General features: G+C 41.8%; 16 protein-coding genes and 1 tRNA gene. 12 read left to right on the top strand and 5 right to left on the bottom strand.

Annotation, left to right across the window (positions count from 1 at the left end):
* The first annotated feature begins 85 nt into the window (after positions 1–85).
* Both C1X04_RS10225 and pyrC read left to right on the top strand, forming a co-directional pair.
* Positions 86–2,035 carry an LTA synthase family protein gene (locus C1X04_RS10225; protein WP_137169846.1) on the top strand — a complete coding sequence of 650 codons (1,950 nt, stop codon included), beginning with the start codon at positions 86–88 and terminating at the stop codon, positions 2,033–2,035.
* A gap of 7 nt (positions 2,036–2,042) precedes the next feature.
* Entirely contained in the window at positions 2,043–3,074 is a 1,032-nt protein-coding gene (pyrC, locus tag C1X04_RS10220; protein WP_137169845.1) for a dihydroorotase, read from the top strand.
* Positions 3,075–3,230: 156 nt separating this feature from the next.
* Here the strand turns inward: pyrC and C1X04_RS10215 are convergent.
* Positions 3,231–3,315 (bottom strand) — tRNA-Leu (locus tag C1X04_RS10215).
* Positions 3,316–3,498: 183 nt separating this feature from the next.
* Between C1X04_RS10215 and C1X04_RS10210 the strand changes: the two genes are divergently transcribed.
* The 5 genes from C1X04_RS10210 (at position 3,499) to C1X04_RS10190 (ending at position 8,805) form a co-directional block, all read left to right on the top strand.
* Entirely contained in the window at positions 3,499–4,230 is a 732-nt protein-coding gene (locus C1X04_RS10210) for a DUF599 domain-containing protein (RefSeq protein ID WP_110572923.1), read from the top strand.
* Positions 4,220–4,936, top strand: coding sequence for an O-methyltransferase (locus C1X04_RS10205; RefSeq protein WP_137169844.1), 717 nt, complete (start codon positions 4,220–4,222; stop codon positions 4,934–4,936). The genes C1X04_RS10210 and C1X04_RS10205 overlap by 11 nt, the downstream gene beginning before the upstream one ends.
* 218 nt (positions 4,937–5,154) lie before the next feature.
* A complete protein-coding gene (htpG, locus tag C1X04_RS10200) occupies positions 5,155–7,083 on the top strand; it encodes a molecular chaperone HtpG (RefSeq protein WP_137169843.1) in 1,929 nt (642 codons plus the stop codon).
* A 167-nt stretch (positions 7,084–7,250) separates the two neighbouring features.
* Positions 7,251–8,090, top strand: a complete 840-nt coding sequence (locus C1X04_RS10195) for a DNA ligase (protein ID WP_137169842.1) — start codon at positions 7,251–7,253, stop codon at positions 8,088–8,090.
* Between the two features lie 25 nt (positions 8,091–8,115).
* A complete protein-coding gene (locus tag C1X04_RS10190; protein ID WP_254682245.1) occupies positions 8,116–8,805 on the top strand; it encodes an alpha/beta fold hydrolase in 690 nt (229 codons plus the stop codon).
* A gap of 23 nt (positions 8,806–8,828) precedes the next feature.
* Here the strand turns inward: C1X04_RS10190 and C1X04_RS10185 are convergent, their stop codons facing one another.
* The 4 genes from C1X04_RS10185 to C1X04_RS10175 all read right to left on the bottom strand — a co-directional run bounded on the left by C1X04_RS10185 (position 8,829) and on the right by C1X04_RS10175 (position 10,922).
* Complete coding sequence (locus C1X04_RS10185) at positions 8,829–9,143, bottom strand: metalloregulator ArsR/SmtB family transcription factor (RefSeq protein ID WP_175404924.1); 315 nt, start codon at positions 9,141–9,143, stop codon at positions 8,829–8,831.
* 19 nt (positions 9,144–9,162) lie between these two features.
* Complete coding sequence (locus tag C1X04_RS18770) at positions 9,163–9,294, bottom strand: hypothetical protein (RefSeq protein ID WP_302628586.1); 132 nt, start codon at positions 9,292–9,294, stop codon at positions 9,163–9,165.
* 22 nt (positions 9,295–9,316) lie between these two features.
* A complete protein-coding gene (gene xthA, locus C1X04_RS10180) occupies positions 9,317–10,132 on the bottom strand; it encodes an exodeoxyribonuclease III (RefSeq protein WP_137169841.1) in 816 nt (271 codons plus the stop codon).
* A gap of 139 nt (positions 10,133–10,271) precedes the next feature.
* Positions 10,272–10,922: a hypothetical protein gene (locus C1X04_RS10175; protein ID WP_137169840.1), complete on the bottom strand. Its 651-nt coding sequence runs from the start codon at positions 10,920–10,922 to the stop codon at positions 10,272–10,274.
* A 229-nt stretch (positions 10,923–11,151) separates the two neighbouring features.
* Here C1X04_RS10175 and gorA point away from each other — a divergent pair, with 229 nt between their 5' ends.
* The 5 genes from gorA (at position 11,152) to C1X04_RS10150 (ending at position 16,751) form a co-directional block, all read left to right on the top strand.
* Positions 11,152–12,525: a glutathione-disulfide reductase gene (gene gorA, locus C1X04_RS10170; RefSeq protein ID WP_137169839.1), complete on the top strand. Its 1,374-nt coding sequence runs from the start codon at positions 11,152–11,154 to the stop codon at positions 12,523–12,525.
* A gap of 196 nt (positions 12,526–12,721) precedes the next feature.
* Entirely contained in the window at positions 12,722–13,327 is a 606-nt protein-coding gene (locus C1X04_RS10165) for an outer membrane beta-barrel protein (RefSeq protein WP_175404923.1), read from the top strand.
* Between the two features lie 214 nt (positions 13,328–13,541).
* Positions 13,542–15,014, top strand: coding sequence for an aminoacyl-histidine dipeptidase (locus C1X04_RS10160; protein WP_137169837.1), 1,473 nt, complete (start codon positions 13,542–13,544; stop codon positions 15,012–15,014).
* A gap of 263 nt (positions 15,015–15,277) precedes the next feature.
* Positions 15,278–15,598, top strand: a complete 321-nt coding sequence (locus tag C1X04_RS10155; protein ID WP_110572907.1) for a cupin domain-containing protein — start codon at positions 15,278–15,280, stop codon at positions 15,596–15,598.
* Between the two features lie 283 nt (positions 15,599–15,881).
* Complete coding sequence (locus C1X04_RS10150; RefSeq protein WP_137169836.1) at positions 15,882–16,751, top strand: 2Fe-2S iron-sulfur cluster-binding protein; 870 nt, start codon at positions 15,882–15,884, stop codon at positions 16,749–16,751.

Raw genomic sequence — 16,751 nt, 5'->3', positions numbered from 1 at the left:
CTTCAAAAAACCGAATCTAGTGATGGATTCGGTTTTTTTGTATTATAAGTTACAAAAGTTAATAAAGAGTTAGTCAAGGACAAAAATGGACATAGCTAGTCATCTGAATAGAAAAAAAATTAATATCAATCCGTTGCTCTTTTGGGTTTTGGGATTATTTTGTACCTTCATAGGATATATTCTTACAAGGTTTTATTTTTTAGCTGCTAACTCTGGTTATTATGTCAGTGAACCAGCTGGCGATGTTATTTTAGCCTTAATTCATGGTTTACGGTTCGATTTGTCTGCCATTGCTCTGTTGAATGCTCCGCTTTTATTGCTTTTATTCGTTTCAATATGGTTTCGAGTATTATTGGCCACGAATATGAAGTTGATATTTTGCTACTTATTTGTGGTCAATGTGTCTGCTGTTGTAATCAATTTTATTGACACTGTTTATTTTCCATACACTGGTCGCCGAAGTGGTCCAGAGGTTTTTTCTATGGCAAATGATGTTGTCTCTCAGTTGCCTGAATTGATTTTTGTATATTGGTGGTACCTGCTTGGAACAGTGTTGATTTACTGGATCTATTTTGCCATTTTTAGAAAAGTTATACGTCGACTGCCGGCTGTTTGTCTAAACTGGTTTGTTGTTGTTTTAGTGCTTATCATTTTGGCTTTTTTATTAATCTTGGCTGGTCGAGGGGGATTTCAGTCTAAGCCGATTCGCGCATTAAATGCTTACAGCTACCCTTCTAGTAGTTTGGGTAGCTTGGTGCTCAATACGCCATTTAGTATATTGAAAGAAGATGCAGAGAAATTAGAGAGAGTTCATTACTTTGAGTCTGAAGATGACATTAAAAAAGTGCTTGATAATTCAAAGTCAGCAGATGTAACAGTAAATAAAGACAGCTCTCCAATTACTAAACAAAATGTCGTTATTTTAATTCTAGAAAGTTTTGGTCTTGAATATTTTGGTCCGCCGTATGGATTAAAACCTTATACACCATTTATTCAAGAGCTTGCAGAAAAAGGACGCTTTTTTCCCAATGGTATTGCAAATGGAAGGCGTTCAATAGAAGCGGTACCTTCGATTCTTGCTGGCATACCGTCATTAATGCCTGAGGCTTATATGAGATCACCATACCAATCTAATACGGCATATGGGCTAGGTGAAATTGTAAAGCAGTATGGCTACAGTACGGCTTTTTTTCACGGCGCAAAAAATGGCAGTATGTATTTTGATAGCACGACGTACCGATTTGGTTTTGATAAATATTTTGGACAAGATCAATACCCAGACCAATCTCAATTTGATGGGCAGTGGGGGATATTTGATGAGCCATTTTTGCAGTTTGCTGTTGATGAGTTAGATAAATTACCAAAACCATTTATGTCTGGAATTTTCACTATTAGCTCACATCCGCCCTATACACTGCCAGAGCAATACCAAGACGCTATTCCTGATGGTGAGATTCCTATGCATAGAGTCGTACGTTATTCTGATATGGCATTGCGTAAATTTTTTGAGTCAGCTGCTAGGAAAGATTGGTATAAAGACACTTTATTTGTGCTGACTGCTGATCACACATCCGATAACTTTGATCCTAGGTTTGCATCTTCTTTAGGTCGTCATCAGATCCCTATTATTTTATATCAACCTGATAACAATATTGAGCAGGGCGTTCTTGATGAGGTCGCTCAACAAATAGATATTCCTGCCACAATAATTGATTACTTAAATCTACCTGAAAAGGACAAAATATTACCCTTTGGTCGATCTTTGCTAACTAGAAATAACCAAGCTGATGCTGTTATAAAAGAAGAAGATGCCTATTGGTTAATTTCTCAAGGCAAGTATGTAAAATTATCTATGGATGAAAGTGTCCCTGTCAAAACAGGCGATTTACCAGATACTTTTATTAAGCCTGAGCACCAAGCTAAGTCCGTCGATCTGGTCCAGCTGGAGCGTAGATTGAAGGCTTATATACAAATTTATACCAATGGATTAATTGATAATTCTCTATACAGTTTTTCACCTAAAAACACTCAGTAGGTAAACAATGAACGAAATTACTATAATTAAGCCAGATGATTGGCATTTACATTTTCGCGATCAAGATATGTTGCTTGAAACGGTTCCAGCAACAGCGCGTTGTTTTGAGCGTGCGGTGGTGATGCCTAATTTGGTTCCGCCTGTTACCACGGCTGAGCTTGCATTGAGCTACAAGGAGCGAATTTTAGCTGCGCGTCCTGAAGGTAGTTCTTTTACCCCCATTATGACTATCTATCTAACGGATAAAACCAGCGTTCAAGATATTAAAGACGCCAAAAATGCGGGTGTGTTAGCGGCTAAAATGTATCCTGCTGGTGCGACGACTAATTCAGATTCTGGCGTGAATTCTTTGGAGTCTTTGTATCCAGTCTTTGAAGCCTTGGCTGACAACGATATGTTGTTACTGATCCATGGCGAAGTGACGCAAAAACACATTGATATTTTTGATCGTGAAAAAGAATTTATCGATCAGCATATGGTGAAGATTGTTGAACGTGTACCTCACCTAAAAGTTGTGTTTGAACACATTACGACCAAAGAGGCTGCTGATTTTGTTTTGTCGGCTCGCGATGGTGTGGCGGCGACGATTACCCCTCAGCATTTGTTGTTAAACCGCAACGACATGCTGGATGGTGGTGTGCGCCCACATAACTATTGTTTACCTGTGCTAAAGCGCAGTACCCACCAAGAAGCGCTAAGAGCAGTGGTTAAGAATGGTTCACCTAAGTTCTTCCTAGGTACGGATTCAGCTCCTCACGCCAAGCACCGCAAAGAGTCCGATTGTGGTTGTGCGGGCTGTTACAGTGCTTGGTCTGCGCTTGAGCTTTATACTCAAGTGTTTGATGAGTTAGATGCACTAGATAAACTAGAAGGTTTTGCGAGTATTTACGGTGCTGATTTTTATGGTTTGCCACGTAATACAGAAACAGTCACTTTGGTGCGTGAGTCTTGGGAAGTGCCTAGTAATATCATTTTGCCAAATGGTGAGCCAATAGTGCCTTTCTTTGCGGGCAAGCAGGTGGCTTGGAAATTGAAGTAGTTCGATTTTTGGTTAGCGCAAGAAAGCCGAATTCAGTAATGGGTTCGGTTTTTTTTATGGTGATAATTTTTAATATGGTAATGGTTAATGAGCTATTTGAAATAGATAGTGTTAAGAGAAGTTTTTGAATTCATTGCAGGGGAGGTATAAATAAGATGGTGCGGATGGAGAGACTCGAACTCTCACGCCGTGAAGCACTGGAACCTAAATCCAGCGTGTCTACCAATTCCACCACATCCGCATGTCGTGTTGACGGGCGAGATCTTACCGATATTTTCAGTCGATGCAAGTGTTTTTTGATGGAGTGTTTATATTTATTTTCTTGAACGGGTTTGCGGAATTTTCTAGCAGGAAATTAAGACATGCAAAGTGAAAAGTGGTCTAATATTGTTACCCTAAATCGTTACTTCAGCAGAGTTAAAATATGGATAAGCATTCTGTGTCATTACTGTTAAATCCCCTTGATCTTGCAACATTTTTTGTCTTTTTTGCATGCTGGTGGGGATATGCATTTTATGCTTTGTACAATTCAAAGCGTCGCTCTTGTTTGGTGAGTGTGCTGCATCAGTTTCGTTTAGCTTGGATGTCACGATTACTTAGACGAGACAACCGAATTGCTGATGCTTCCGTAATGGCGAATTTAGAAAGAAGCAGTTTGTTTTTTGCTTCAAGTAGCTTATTGATTATTGCTGGTCTGTTTACTGCTTTTAATTATTCAGAAAAAGCGATTGGTATTTTGTCTGACTTTTATCTATTGGCGCCGATGAGTCAGCAAGAATGGGAGTTAAAAATTATCGTACTAGTGGCGATTTTCTCTTATGCATTTTTTACTTTCACTTGGTCTGTTAGGCAGTATAACTTTTGTTCCGTGTTGGTTGGCAGTGCGCCATTGGCCACTGAGCGTGGTATTGAAGAAAGTGAGCGCGAGCTATATGCCATGCACATGGCGAAAATTTGCAGTTTAGCAGCGAATCAATTTAATTATGGCCTTCGTGCTTTCTATTTTGCTATGGCCTTTTGTGGTTGGTTTCTTGGTCCATATTTTTGTATGGCTGCCAGCGTCATGGTGGTTGCCGTGCTTTACCGTCGTGAATTTCGTTCTAAAACATTTAAAACTTTGAGCCGTGGACTCGTGATGAAATCCCATGCTTCCTAATTTTCCCAAGCCGTTACCTGAAGATGATAAACCTGTTAATCGTACCGTTACTGTGAATGACAGGCTTTATCAGTATTTAGTCGATGTTTCCGTACGTGAAGACGACTTATTAAGAGCTTTGCGTCGTGAGACAGCTCAATATCATATGGCGCGTATGCAATTATCACCCGAAGTGGGTCAGTTGTTAGCCTTGCTTATCAAGCTGCAAGCGCCTAAAAAGATTCTTGAAATAGGTGTGTTTACCGGATATAGCACCTTATCCATGGCAATGGCAATGCCAAAAGAGTCAAAGCTAGTGGCGATTGAGAAAAAGCAGATGTGGTTGGACATTGCGACCCGCTATTTAGAGCAAGCGGGCGTGATAGATCGTGTTACGACTTATTGTGACAAAGCCTTGCCAGTCATGGAGTCTTTTCTCCAAGCTGAACGTGAAACCTTCGACTTCATCTTTATCGATGCGGATAAGCAAAATCTGCTGACTTACTATCAATTAGCCAAACAATTGCTGCGCCCAGGTGGGTGTTTGGTGATAGATAATACCTTGTGGTGGGGTAATGTTGCCGATGAGGAGTTTACTGATAAAGACACCAGAATAGTTCGCGAGTTAAATAAAACTATCCATCAAGATACGGATGTGGAGTTGTCACTGATTCCTATTGGCGATGGACTGACATTGGTTCGAAAAACACCTAAAGTCTGTTCGTAAAATGAACAGGACTTTTTATTATTCCCTTTTGAATCCCTTTCACTTTTTATATCCATAAATATATTGTGACTTTTTTGCTCCTTTTAGTGGGTTAGCCTCTTGAAATCGCTTCAAGAGGCTTTATCTATGAGTCACAAGTGAAACTATGAGTCACAAGTGAAACGTAATACGCCTTTGGTTTTATCCGAGGGTTCATTCAAATAGGAGCAAGTCATAACATGGCAACTGATACTCAAAAAGAAACGTTAGGGTTTCAAACGGAAGTTAAGCAACTACTTCATTTGATGATCCACTCTTTGTACTCCAACAAAGAGATCTTTCTACGAGAGCTGATTTCAAACGCATCTGATGCAGTGGATAAGCTACGTTTTGAGTCTGTCGCTAACGCAGACCTTCTGGCAGAAGATCCAAACCTACGTGTTCGTATTGAATTTGATAAAGAAGCGAATACGGTTGTTATCGATGATAACGGTGTTGGTATGTCTCGTGAAGAAGCCATAACTAACCTTGGAACGATTGCAAAATCCGGTACGTCCTCTTTCTTAGAGCAATTGAGTGGTGACCAGAAGAAAGACAGCCAATTGATTGGTCAATTTGGTGTCGGCTTTTATTCTGCTTTCATCGTGGCGGATAAGGTTACTGTGGAATCGCGCCGTGCAGGTGCTGCGCAAAATGAAGGCGTTCGTTGGGTATCGGATGGTTCTGGTGAATTTACGATCGAGAACATTGATAAAGAATCTCGTGGTACGCGTATTATTCTTCACCTAAAAGCGGATGAGAAAGAATTCGCCGACAATTTCCGTCTACGTCATTTGGTTACTAAGTACTCCGATCATATTTCTATTCCAGTTGAAATGGAAAAGCCTGTTTATCCAGAATTGGATGAAGAGGGCAACCCTAAGCCGGTAGATGAAAACAAAGCGCCAGAATATGAAGCCGTTAACTCAGCTAAAGCGCTTTGGACCCGTCCACGTAACGAAGTTACGGATGAAGAATATCAAGAGTTTTACAAGCATATCTCTCATGATTACCAAGAGCCTTTGAAGTGGTCACACAACAAGGTTGAAGGTAAATTAGAATACACAAGCTTGTTGTATATTCCTTCTAAAGCGCCTTATGACCTTTGGAATCGCGATATGCAACGTGGTCTGAAACTCTATGTTCAGCGCGTCTTTATTATGGATGAAGCTGAAGCTTTCCTTCCGCCTTACATGCGCTTCGTTAAGGGTGTAGTGGATTCTAACGACTTGTCTTTGAACGTGTCTCGTGAAATTCTGCAAAACGATAATGCGGTTGACTCTATGCGTTCCGCGTTGACGAAACGTGTATTGGACATGTTAGCTAAGATGGCGAAAAACGAGCCAGAAGATTACCAAAAATTCTGGGATGAATTCGGTAACGTCATCAAAGAAGGTCCAGCTGATGACATGGGCAATAAAGACAAGATTGCAAGCTTGTTGCGTTTCAGTTCAACTCACACAGATGCAGCAGCGCAAACTGTGTCTTTGGCAGACTACATCGAGCGTATGAGCGAAGGCCAAGATAAAATTTATTACATCTATGCCGAAAGCCATAATACTGCGAAAAACAGCCCACACTTAGAAATCTTGCGTAAGAAAGGTTTCGAAGTCTTGCTATTAAGTGATCGTATCGACGAATGGATGATGTCTTCTCTACAAGAGTTTGAAGGCAAATCTTTCCAAGACGTTACCAAAGGCAAGTTAGACTTAGCTGACCAAGAGAACGAAGAAGAGAAGAAAGAGAAGGAAGAAAAGGCTGAGCAAATTAAGCCACTTCTTGATCGTATGAAAGCGGTGTTAGACGAAAAAGTCGCTGGTGTAAACTCCACGGATCGCTTGACTAACTCTCCTGCATGTTTGGTTGTGGGTGAATATGATATGGGTCTGCAGATGCGTCGTTTGCTTGAGCAAGCGGGCCAGAAGCTTCCAGAGTCTAAACCAACTCTTGAAGTGAACCCTGATCATCCAATCGTTGCTAAGATGGATGCTGAAACGGATGAAGAGCGTTTTGCTGATATGGCGTGGTTGCTGTTTGAGCAAGCGACGCTATCTGAAGGTGGTCAGCTGGAAGACCCTGCGACGTTTGTTAGCCGTATGAACAAATTGATCGTGCAGCTAAGCAAGTAAGATTACGCTGTAAATAGCTAAAATATAAGCCCATATTTGCTCGCAAATATGGGCTTTTTTATGGGCTTTGAGCATGAATGAAAGTCTTAAGTTTGCGCGTAGAAATAAAATCGTATAGCGTTAAAGAGTGCTAAGGAATAGCGCTTTTATTATCAATGGAGTGAGTCATGTATTTATTTAAAAATTGGTTAGTCTGTTTATTTTTATTTCCCCTGTTTGTGTTCGCTCAGCCAGATGTTCAGTTGGCAAAGGTATACTCGGATGACACGCAGATTCAAGATTACTTAGTCAGTGAAAAGTACGATGGGATTCGTGGAATCTGGACAGGCACTGAGTTATTAACCCGCCAAGGTAACATTATTAATGCGCCCGCATGGTTTACCGAAAATTTACCACCCGTTTGGTTGGATGGTGAGCTATGGTCAAAGCACAATGATTTTGCTTACATCATGTCGACTGTGAGCAAACAAGTGCCAGTAGACAGCGAATGGCAAAATATTTATTACATGGTGTTTGATGCCCCTGATAAGGCGCGCTCACTTACTTTTTATGAGCGCTATCAACGCTACACGACCATAGTTACCAGCCTTAATCTTCCCCATGTTTTACCTGTAGAGCAGTTTTCGGTAAACACGACTGATGAGCTGAATCATTTACTAACATCTTATGTAGACCAAGGGGCGGAAGGTTTGATGTTACATCGCAAGCTTGCCCGTTTTGAGTCCGGGCGTACTGATAATCTCTTGAAGCTGAAGCCACATATGGATGCCGAGGCAGAGGTGGTCGGGATATTAAAAGGTTCGGGAAAATACCAAGACATGATGGGCTCTTTAATTGTGGAAATGCCGTCCGGACTGCGTTTTAAAATTGGTACAGGTTTTACCGATAAAGAACGTGAAAACCCACCAAAGGTTGGACAAGTCATCACTTATAAATATCATGGCTTTACTGATCGTGGTGTTCCAAGGTTTGCCAGTTTTATGCGCATCCGTGATAAGGGTTTTTAATTTCTGATTTGAAGTAGAGGCATTAGTGGAAATTTATTGTTTACCGGGCACTATGTGTGATCATCGGCTCTGGGACTTTACGCAAAAAGCTTTAGGCAGATTTGCTACATTGCATCATATTGTTCTGCCGATGGAGAATACTCTTGAGTCGATGGTTGATGCCTTAGCGAAAATATTGCCTGATAAACCAATAGATCTTTTGGGCTTTTCTATGGGGGGATATCTCGCCAGTCGTTTTTCGGTTAAATACCCCGAGCGCATCAATCGTCTTATGGTTCTTTCAAATACAGCAACCGGGCTTTTAGACAGTGAGCGCAAACAGCGTGAGGTAGCCTTAAATTGGGTTTCTACACAGGGTTATCGTGGTATCCCTCGAAAAAAAGCAATGGCTATGCTGGGTGCCCACAATCAAAGCAATGAAGTATTGGTTCGCTTAATTCAGGACATGGACAAAGCATTGGGCGAACTGGTATTAGTGCAGCAACTAAAAAGTAGCCTAGATCGCCCAGATGTCTTGTCGCATCTTAATAAGGTGCGTTTTCCAGTGTGCTTCGCCTTAGGTCAAGAAGATGGTCTGGTGTCAAAAGAGGCGATAGATCAAATTAAAAGTACGGCTGGCATTGAGGTTCGAATGGCTGCTTGTGGTCATATGTTGCCTTTAGAACAACCAGAATGGCTGGCGAATTTGGTTACCGAGTTTTATTCGGTAGATTAACTTTGCCACTGCCTAGAATGGTCTTAGAGAGTCGGACAAAATAGTTGATGTAGTGTCAGAATCAGTTCTTTGACTCGGCTGTCTCCAATGCTATAGAAAATAGTTTGAGATTCGCGACGAGTACTAACAAGGCCATCTTTTCTTAACACCGCAAGGTGTTGAGAAAGTGCCGATTGGCTTAAGGGAAGGCGTTCGTTTAATGCCGTAACAGAGAGTTCTTGGTCAAGAATATGGCACAAGATCATTAGGCGATTTTCATTGCTCAGCGCTTTCAAAAAAGTGGCGGCTTGGGCGGACTGCTTGACCATGTCTGCCATAGTGAGTGATTCATTGTTCATGATCGTGTTCTCGGTAGAGTTATCGCATTGGATTTGGTGCGATATGACTAAATTCATCCACATTGTCTGTGGATAAATAGGGTAGTACTGCTGTTTGATAGTGGCTCTTATCAAGTAGGGCGGTCATTGTATAGTTTTGTACGTTATTCATACAATGACCGCAACTAAATTGCTTATTGGTTTAGGTTAAAGCTGGTCCAAATTGGGGCGTGATCGGATGGCTTTTCAAGCGCGCGTAAATCATAATCCACATCAGAATCTTCCAAGTACGGCGCGAGTCCATTTGACGCCATAATTACATCTATTCTTAAGCCACGTTTTGGCGTGTCTTCGAAGCCTTTTGAGCGATAATCAAACCAGCTAAAACGATCGTTCTTAGTCGGGTTAAGCTGACGATAAGTATCTTTCAAGCCCCAGTCTGATAATGTTTTAAACCACTCTCTTTCTTCTGGTAAGAAGCTGCATTTACCGGTTTTTAACCAGCGTTTTGCATTTTGCTCGCCGATACCGATGTCTAAATCGGTAGGGGAAATATTGATATCGCCCATTACGATGATTTTTTCATCAGGTGAGTGCGATGCTAGGTATGCCATTAAGTCAGCGTAGAACTTTCGCTTTGCTGGAAACTTGGTTTCATGGTCACGGTTTTCACCTTGAGGGAAATAGCCATTCAGCACCTTTACTGGGCCTTGTGGCGTATCAAATGTGGCAATGATCATGCGGCGTTGCGCATCTTCCTCGTCACCGGGAAAGCCATATTCCACGCTGGTGGCTTTTTGTTTACTGAAAATGGCTACTCCGTAGTGAGACTTTTGTCCATAATAATAAGCGTGATAGCCAACGGACTGAGGAATCTCGTGCGGGAAGGCGTCATCGTGGACTTTTATTTCCTGCAAGCCAATGACATCTGGCGCGTGCTTTTCTACTAGGGCTTCGATTTGATGTGGACGAGCTCGCAAGCCATTGATATTAAAAGAGACAAATTTCATGTAAATGGTTCCATAGCGAATTTTCTTAATGATACCCAGTTGCGCTGTTCGCATAAAGTGATTTACAGATCCATTGCTTTAGATTATTTGCTCTTTTATAAAATTAAATCTTTGATCCGTTCGTGCTCATGTAAATCCTTTAAAAAAAGGCGATGATGATTCCTTTTAACAGAAAGCTACCAGGGATAAGACTCAATGTGGTGTAGGCAAAAAGGAAACGCTGCTCTCGGTTTATTTTTCTGATGACGGCGAGCAAAAACAATACAGCAAATAACCCTAAACTTAATGCCATGCCGTAGAGAAAAGATCCGCAAAAGTGCGGAAGGGCTGCAAAGGCAAATGCCGTAATGTGGATGCGTGTTAACTCTAACGTTTCCTTGTTACTACGGAAAATAGTTATAAGAGTAAGAACAAAAGCCAGTCCATACAAGGCCATGACATAGGTTGGCCACTCATAACTCAGTGGGTTGTCTAGATGGAAAGTCGAAAAACGGAAGTCGGAAAGAAATGCCCACGCTGTTTTGATTATCACACTGACAATAAAAGCACCGACAGAGAAAAAGAAAAAAGCAACCACAGCACCGCCAGCGGTCGGCCCTGCTTTATAGCCTTCAATAATTAAGAGCACCACGCTTAATGCCGCGCTGACTGGTAGCCAAAGCCAATAATCGTCACTAAAAAGCGCAATGAAAGGCAATGCCATGATAATGAAGAATGTCTTGCCATCATCTTTTTGAAAAAAATAAAACGCCATGATGGCAATGTAAGCCAGGATGATGAAATCGGGCATGTAACTTCCTTGTATTATGATCTTTTTGTGGGTTTTGTTGGTAACGATTATCGTCTATTTAATGATATCGTAGCAGCCTTTAACGATACATTTTTTTATGCTTAATACCTATTTCTATTAAGAAATGACTATCTACAGCATCGCTATTTTCTGTTCAGCCTTCTTCTAAGAGAGTGGGGCTGTTAAACTGCTTCTCATATTACATCATGAATGATTTTGGAGACTAAGAATGTCTTATCAGTACGATTTATTTGTTATTGGCGCCGGTTCAGGTGGTGTTCGTGCTAGCCGTGTTGCGGCATCCAAAGGTTATAAAGTAGCGGTTGCTGAGGGCAGTGCCCTAGGCGGAACCTGCGTTAACATTGGTTGTGTGCCCAAGAAATTATTTGTTTATGGCTCTGAATTTGGTCATGGTTTTGATGAAGCGGCAGGCTTTGGTTGGTCTCATCAAGGTGTGGAATTCAACTGGTCTGTATTGCGTGATAATAAAACCAAAGAAATTCAACGTTTAAACGGCATTTATGGAAACTTGCTTGGTAATGCTGGTGTTGAACTTATTACTGGCTATGCAAGCTTTGTTGATGAGCACACGGTCATGGTGGATGGCAAAACCTATACAGCAGAACGCATTTTGATTGCTGTTGGTGCTAAGCCTTTCATTCCTGAATTCGAAGGCAGTGATTTAGTGGTTAGTTCTAATGAAATGTTTTTCTTAGAAGAATTGCCGAAAAAAGCCCTTGTTGTGGGTGGCGGTTATATCGCAGTGGAATTTGCTGGCATTCTAAATGGCTTGGGTGTTGAAACTAGTCTTGCTTATCGTGGCGATCAGCTGCTGCGCGGTTTCGATCAAGATGTTCGTGATTTCGCAAGTGAAGAATACAAAAAGTCTGGCATTGATGTGCGCTTGAATACAGACGTTGAGCGCATTGAACTTGCCGATGCGGAAAATCCAAATGGTGCTCGAACCGTTCACTTCAAAGACGGTCATTCAGAAGAGTTTGGTCTCATCCTTTACGCAACGGGTCGTGTGCCAAATGTTGCTTCTTTAGGGCTTGATAAAGCGGGTATTAAAACAGGCAAAAATGGCGCTGTAATTATTGATAAGAACTTCACTACCTCCGCAAAAAGCGTTTTTGCTCTTGGGGACGTGACCGACAATATTCAGTTAACACCTGTAGCCATTAAAGAGGCCATGGCGCTTATTGCTTATTGGTTTGATGGCAAAGAAGTGGACTTTGATTACGACAACATTCCAACCGCTGTCTTTAGTCAGCCAGCCATTGGTACTGTTGGCTTAACCGAGCAAGAAGCGGAAAAGCGGGGCCTAGACTTCCGTGTTTATCAAACCGACTTCCGTCCAATGAAACACACGCTAAGTGGTGCGACTTCGCGCTCTTTGATGAAACTATTGGTAAACAACGCAGACGACAAAGTGATTGGCGCCCATATGGTGGGTGATTACTCTGGTGAAATTATCCAAGGCTTGGGTATCGCTATTAAAGCTGGTGCTACCAAAGCGGACTTTGACGACACGGTTGGTGTTCACCCAACCAGTGCGGAAGAGTTTGTGACCTTCTCGGCGGCATCACTTAAGAAAAAATAAGTTTAATTCACTAAAATACACGGATCTATATGCCCTTTAAATGGTTGGTTGTTCGACTATTTAAGGGGCTTTTTTACATTTGTATGGTGCAAGCTATAAGTAGTTGTACTTGTTAGTAATTTTTGTTAATTTTCACGCCTAACATTTATTTACATAAAACTTACTTACCTTTACAAATGATATGGACTTTATAAGAATGAAACGCTTAATAGTGGGAATGCTAACAATTACTAGTATGTCAACAGCTTTTGCAGCTGAGACGCCAGTAACCATGGAAATTTTAGTTGGACAAGCAACTCAATCAGTAACTGGTAATGGTACAAGGCTAAAAGATGCAGATGATACATCTGTGGCAATTCGCTTTGGTTATGAGTTTGCTGATAGCTGGTCAGCAGAAGCTGCATACTATGACTATGGAAAAGCTTCTTCTAGCTTTATTGATGAGTATGGAGACAAAATCACAGATATAATGACGTCTTCAGCATTTTTGCTAGGTATTAAAAAGGAATTTAATTTGAACGAGAAGTTATCTTTAAATGCTCGTGCTGGTATAGCATTTTGGGATTTCGATATCAAAGAAACTGATTCAAGCGATCCATCTAATCCATTTAAGGCATCTGATAGTGGCAATGATCTATATCTAGGTGCTGGTTTAGCGTATTCGGTGAAGGATAACTTACTTCTTTCGATAAATTATTCGTTTCTATCTATGGGAGCAACCTTAAAAGATATTGATGGTGATGCTTTCAAATCAGATAACGATATAAATATTGTTTCTCTAGGTATTGGCTACCAGTTCTAATCTGGTATCAAGTCATCACTCACTTATCAAAATGATTTAAGTGAGTGATTAGACTCATTGATTTTATATTCTGCTTCAAGAAAATTTAGGTTTAGTTTCTTTACGACATACGTTTTCTCTATCAGCGTAGTCTTTATTTCGATTGCCACAATTGGTGCGCTTCTTTAGTGTTGCTAACATTCGCAACATGTCATTACCAATCCAAGAGAGCAAGATGAACGAAGTACTCACGACGTTACAACCCAGCGCAATCTGGCGCCACTTTCAAACATTATGCAATACACCGCGCCCATCCTTCCATGAAGCCGCATTAAGAGAGCATCTAATTAAATGGGCAACAGAACTAGGGCATGAGACCTATGTTGATTCAGTTGGGAACCTATTAATTCGCAAAGCGGCAAGTAAAGGTATGGAGGACAGAGAAACCGTTGTTTTGCAAGGTCACTTGGACATGGTGGCACAAAAGAATGCCGATATTGATCATGACTTCACTAAAGACCCTATTGTTACGCAAATCATCGATGGTTGGGTTCATGCAACAGGAACCACTCTTGGGGCTGATAACGGTATTGGTGTGGCGGCTGCAATGGCGGTTTTGGAGTCAACAGAGCTAGCTCACGGACCTATAGAAGCATTATTTACCATTGAAGAAGAAACCAGCTTACGTGGCGCATTGCAGCTTGAAGAAGGGATTCTAAAGGGCAAGATCTTATTGAACTTGGACTCTGAAGATCGCGGTGATGTTTACATAGGTTGTGCTGGTGGCATGGATATAAATGTTGAAAAGCACTATTCATCAGTCACGACTGACAAAGACAAAAAAGCCTTTAAAATTACTGTGTCTGGTTTACGTGGTGGGCACTCAGGCTTAGACATTCATAAAGGGCGTGCTAGTGCTAATGTGCTGATTGTGCGTTTATTGAATCTACTGAAAGAGCGTTGCGACTTTGGTTTAAGCGCCTTCACAGGGGGCACTCTTCGAAATGCCATCTCCCGTGATGCAGAAGCGACGATAAACGTTAGTAGCCAAGACCAAGCTAAACTGTTTGCGTTTGTTGAAGAGTTTGAGAAAAACACCAAGGCAGAATTTAGCACTACAGAAACAAATCTTATCGTGACTATAGAAACCGCCGAACTGGACTCGGAACTGGAAACAAACGATAAAGATGCGTTGTTAAACGCCATGTACTGTGCGCCTCATGGTGTTCATCGCATGAGTGCTGATTTGGAAGGTGTAACAGAAACTTCCTGTAATTTTGGTGTGATTAATCTTCGAAATACGGCTGATGGCAAAAAGGCTTTTGACGCTTGCTTGTTGGTTCGTTCTCTTGTGGATTCCGCTGTGGAACACTTGGCTTATGTCGCAAAATCAGCATTTTCATTGATTCAAGCTAGCGTGAAATTAGAAAACGGTTACCCAGGATGGCGTCCAGATCCAAATGCTGGCTTGCTCAAGCATTTCTTAACGGTTCACACTGAGGTTATGGGTCACGACGCCAATGTTAAAGTGATTCATGCGGGCTTAGAATGCGGCATTATCGGCGCGAAATACCCAGGCATGGAAATGGTGTCATTCGGCCCCAATATCCGTGGTGCGCATTCACCGACCGAGCGCATGGAGATAGACTCCGTTGGGGATTTTTGGCGATTACTTGTTGCGTTGTTGGCGTCCACGCCGAGGGCTTAAGTCTCTTCCCCTTTCTTCAAGGGGAAGACGGAAGATGGGGTGGTTCTTTCATTTTTTGAACTTGTTGCAGCCGCACACATAACTCGAACCGAGTGACATTCTCTTCGAAACTATCGCCTACCTCAGGTGAATGTCACTCTTATCCTCGTTAATCAGAATCCCTACGTGCTGCTGGAATGAAACGGCTTTTCAAAAAATATTGAATAATGTTTTATCACTGCTATAGTAGGAGGGTCTAAAACAATAATGCAAAGAGTTATCCTATGTTTGTTTACAATAATGAAGTCCCTTTGGAAGATCTTGGTGCGGGCGTTTCACGCAAAATTATGGCTTATTCAGATAACATCATGGCAGTAGAAGTGCATTTTGAAAAAGATGCCATCGGCCCACTGCATAATCACCCACATGAGCAGTTAACCTACGTACTGTCTGGTAGGTTTGAGTTCACCATAGGGGATGAAACTAAAATTGTAGGCCCTGGCGATACGCTTTATAAAGAGCCAAATGTTATGCATGGTTGCCGCTGTTTAGAGCCGGGCGTCTTGCTAGACAACTTCACGCCAGTACGAAAAGACTTCCTATAAACTGCCTTCTTGTTCAATTAGATTAATAATGGTAACGCTATTGCCATGGCGTTTGCCAAAAGTTTTGGTTGCGTCTGTTTGTAATATGACTCCGCACACATAACTCGAATCGAGTGACACCCCCTTCGAAACTACCGTCTACCTCAGGTGAAGGTACAGCCTCCATTTTAAATATTTTGCCCAAGGTAATGTTTCCATTACGCTTTGCCTTTTCTTTTTTAGGATTGGTGCAAGGTCTGTGTGTGAGAATATGTCATAATAGTCAAACAAAAGAGGAGGTTGGATGATGGTTTCACACACGCTGACGGTAGAATTGGATGATGAGCAGTTTGAGACAGTTTTGGGTGAAAACCTATTGTCGTCGTTGCTTTATCAAGGTGCGGATGTTCGTTACGGCTGTCGTGCTGGCGCTTGCGGAGCGTGTCGTCTTTATGATGCCAGTAACTGTGAGTCAATTCTTTCATGCCAGACGACAATTACATCTGCTATGTCTTTGACTCGGTATACGCCTGCTGAATCTTCATCTTTTTCTATTATAAGCCATAATTATCTCGATGATGCTTCAATTGAATTGACGCTTTTAGGCCCAAGCGACGATTCTTTTGGCGACCGTGTTTTTGTGTCTTTATCCTCTAATGAGCCGTCTGAAAAATCATCTGATAGGCAAGCCCTCTTTCATGAATGCATGGCGTTAAACTCTGCTGGTGGGCCTTTAAAAGTGGTGTTACAGAAAGAACATGCTTCCACCGAGGACTGGTTGCGGGCCTTGGCACTTTCTGCGGATGACAAGCTGGAAGTACAGTTATCGACAGGTATAAGAAAAGGGCGTCTCTTATTTGAGATGGATCTTGCCGATGCACCAGTGGTGGTTATTTCTTCTCCAGATAATACTATTTTTGAGTCGTATTGGCGTGATGCTGTGCGCGACTTTACACCAAGGTTTCTTGGGCATTTTACACTGTTTGATAATGATGATCTGACGCTTAGTTTAGCGGACGATGCGCTAATTACTTTTCTACAAGGGGCGTTGGTTGATTCCGAGGGGGCTCCGTTACACATCATTTATCATGGGCAAAACGTGTCTGCGAAAGATTGGGCTATGTTATTACGCCCATTAAGAATCCATCCCAATCAATTGCATTTTGTTCGGTAA

Origin of the sequence: Marinomonas sp. FW-1 (assembly GCF_005222245.1) — a bacterium.
GTDB lineage: Bacteria > Pseudomonadota > Gammaproteobacteria > Pseudomonadales > Marinomonadaceae > Marinomonas > Marinomonas alcarazii.
The sequence above is the reverse complement of the archived record's forward strand: the minus strand, read 5'-3'. Positions and strand labels throughout refer to the sequence as shown.

What these genes read in the sequence shown, in the direction of transcription:
- C1X04_RS10150 (WP_137169836.1), top strand. Translation starts at nt 15,882, where the DNA reads ATGATGGTTTCACACACGCTGACGGTAGAATTGGATGATGAGCAGTTT.
- C1X04_RS10210 (WP_110572923.1), top strand. Translation starts at nt 3,499, where the DNA reads ATGGATAAGCATTCTGTGTCATTACTGTTAAATCCCCTTGATCTTGCA.
- C1X04_RS18770 (WP_302628586.1), bottom strand. Translation starts at nt 9,294, where the DNA reads ATGAATAACGTACAAAACTATACAATGACCGCCCTACTTGATAAGAGC.
- C1X04_RS10165 (WP_175404923.1), top strand. Translation starts at nt 12,722, where the DNA reads ATGAAACGCTTAATAGTGGGAATGCTAACAATTACTAGTATGTCAACA.
- C1X04_RS10225 (WP_137169846.1), top strand. Translation starts at nt 86, where the DNA reads ATGGACATAGCTAGTCATCTGAATAGAAAAAAAATTAATATCAATCCG.
- C1X04_RS10185 (WP_175404924.1), bottom strand. Translation starts at nt 9,143, where the DNA reads ATGAACAATGAATCACTCACTATGGCAGACATGGTCAAGCAGTCCGCC.
- pyrC (WP_137169845.1), top strand. Translation starts at nt 2,043, where the DNA reads ATGAACGAAATTACTATAATTAAGCCAGATGATTGGCATTTACATTTT.
- C1X04_RS10195 (WP_137169842.1), top strand. Translation starts at nt 7,251, where the DNA reads ATGTATTTATTTAAAAATTGGTTAGTCTGTTTATTTTTATTTCCCCTG.
- C1X04_RS10205 (WP_137169844.1), top strand. Translation starts at nt 4,220, where the DNA reads ATGCTTCCTAATTTTCCCAAGCCGTTACCTGAAGATGATAAACCTGTT.
- C1X04_RS10160 (WP_137169837.1), top strand. Translation starts at nt 13,542, where the DNA reads ATGAACGAAGTACTCACGACGTTACAACCCAGCGCAATCTGGCGCCAC.
- C1X04_RS10175 (WP_137169840.1), bottom strand. Translation starts at nt 10,922, where the DNA reads ATGCCCGATTTCATCATCCTGGCTTACATTGCCATCATGGCGTTTTAT.
- C1X04_RS10155 (WP_110572907.1), top strand. Translation starts at nt 15,278, where the DNA reads ATGTTTGTTTACAATAATGAAGTCCCTTTGGAAGATCTTGGTGCGGGC.
- xthA (WP_137169841.1), bottom strand. Translation starts at nt 10,132, where the DNA reads ATGAAATTTGTCTCTTTTAATATCAATGGCTTGCGAGCTCGTCCACAT.
- htpG (WP_137169843.1), top strand. Translation starts at nt 5,155, where the DNA reads ATGGCAACTGATACTCAAAAAGAAACGTTAGGGTTTCAAACGGAAGTT.
- gorA (WP_137169839.1), top strand. Translation starts at nt 11,152, where the DNA reads ATGTCTTATCAGTACGATTTATTTGTTATTGGCGCCGGTTCAGGTGGT.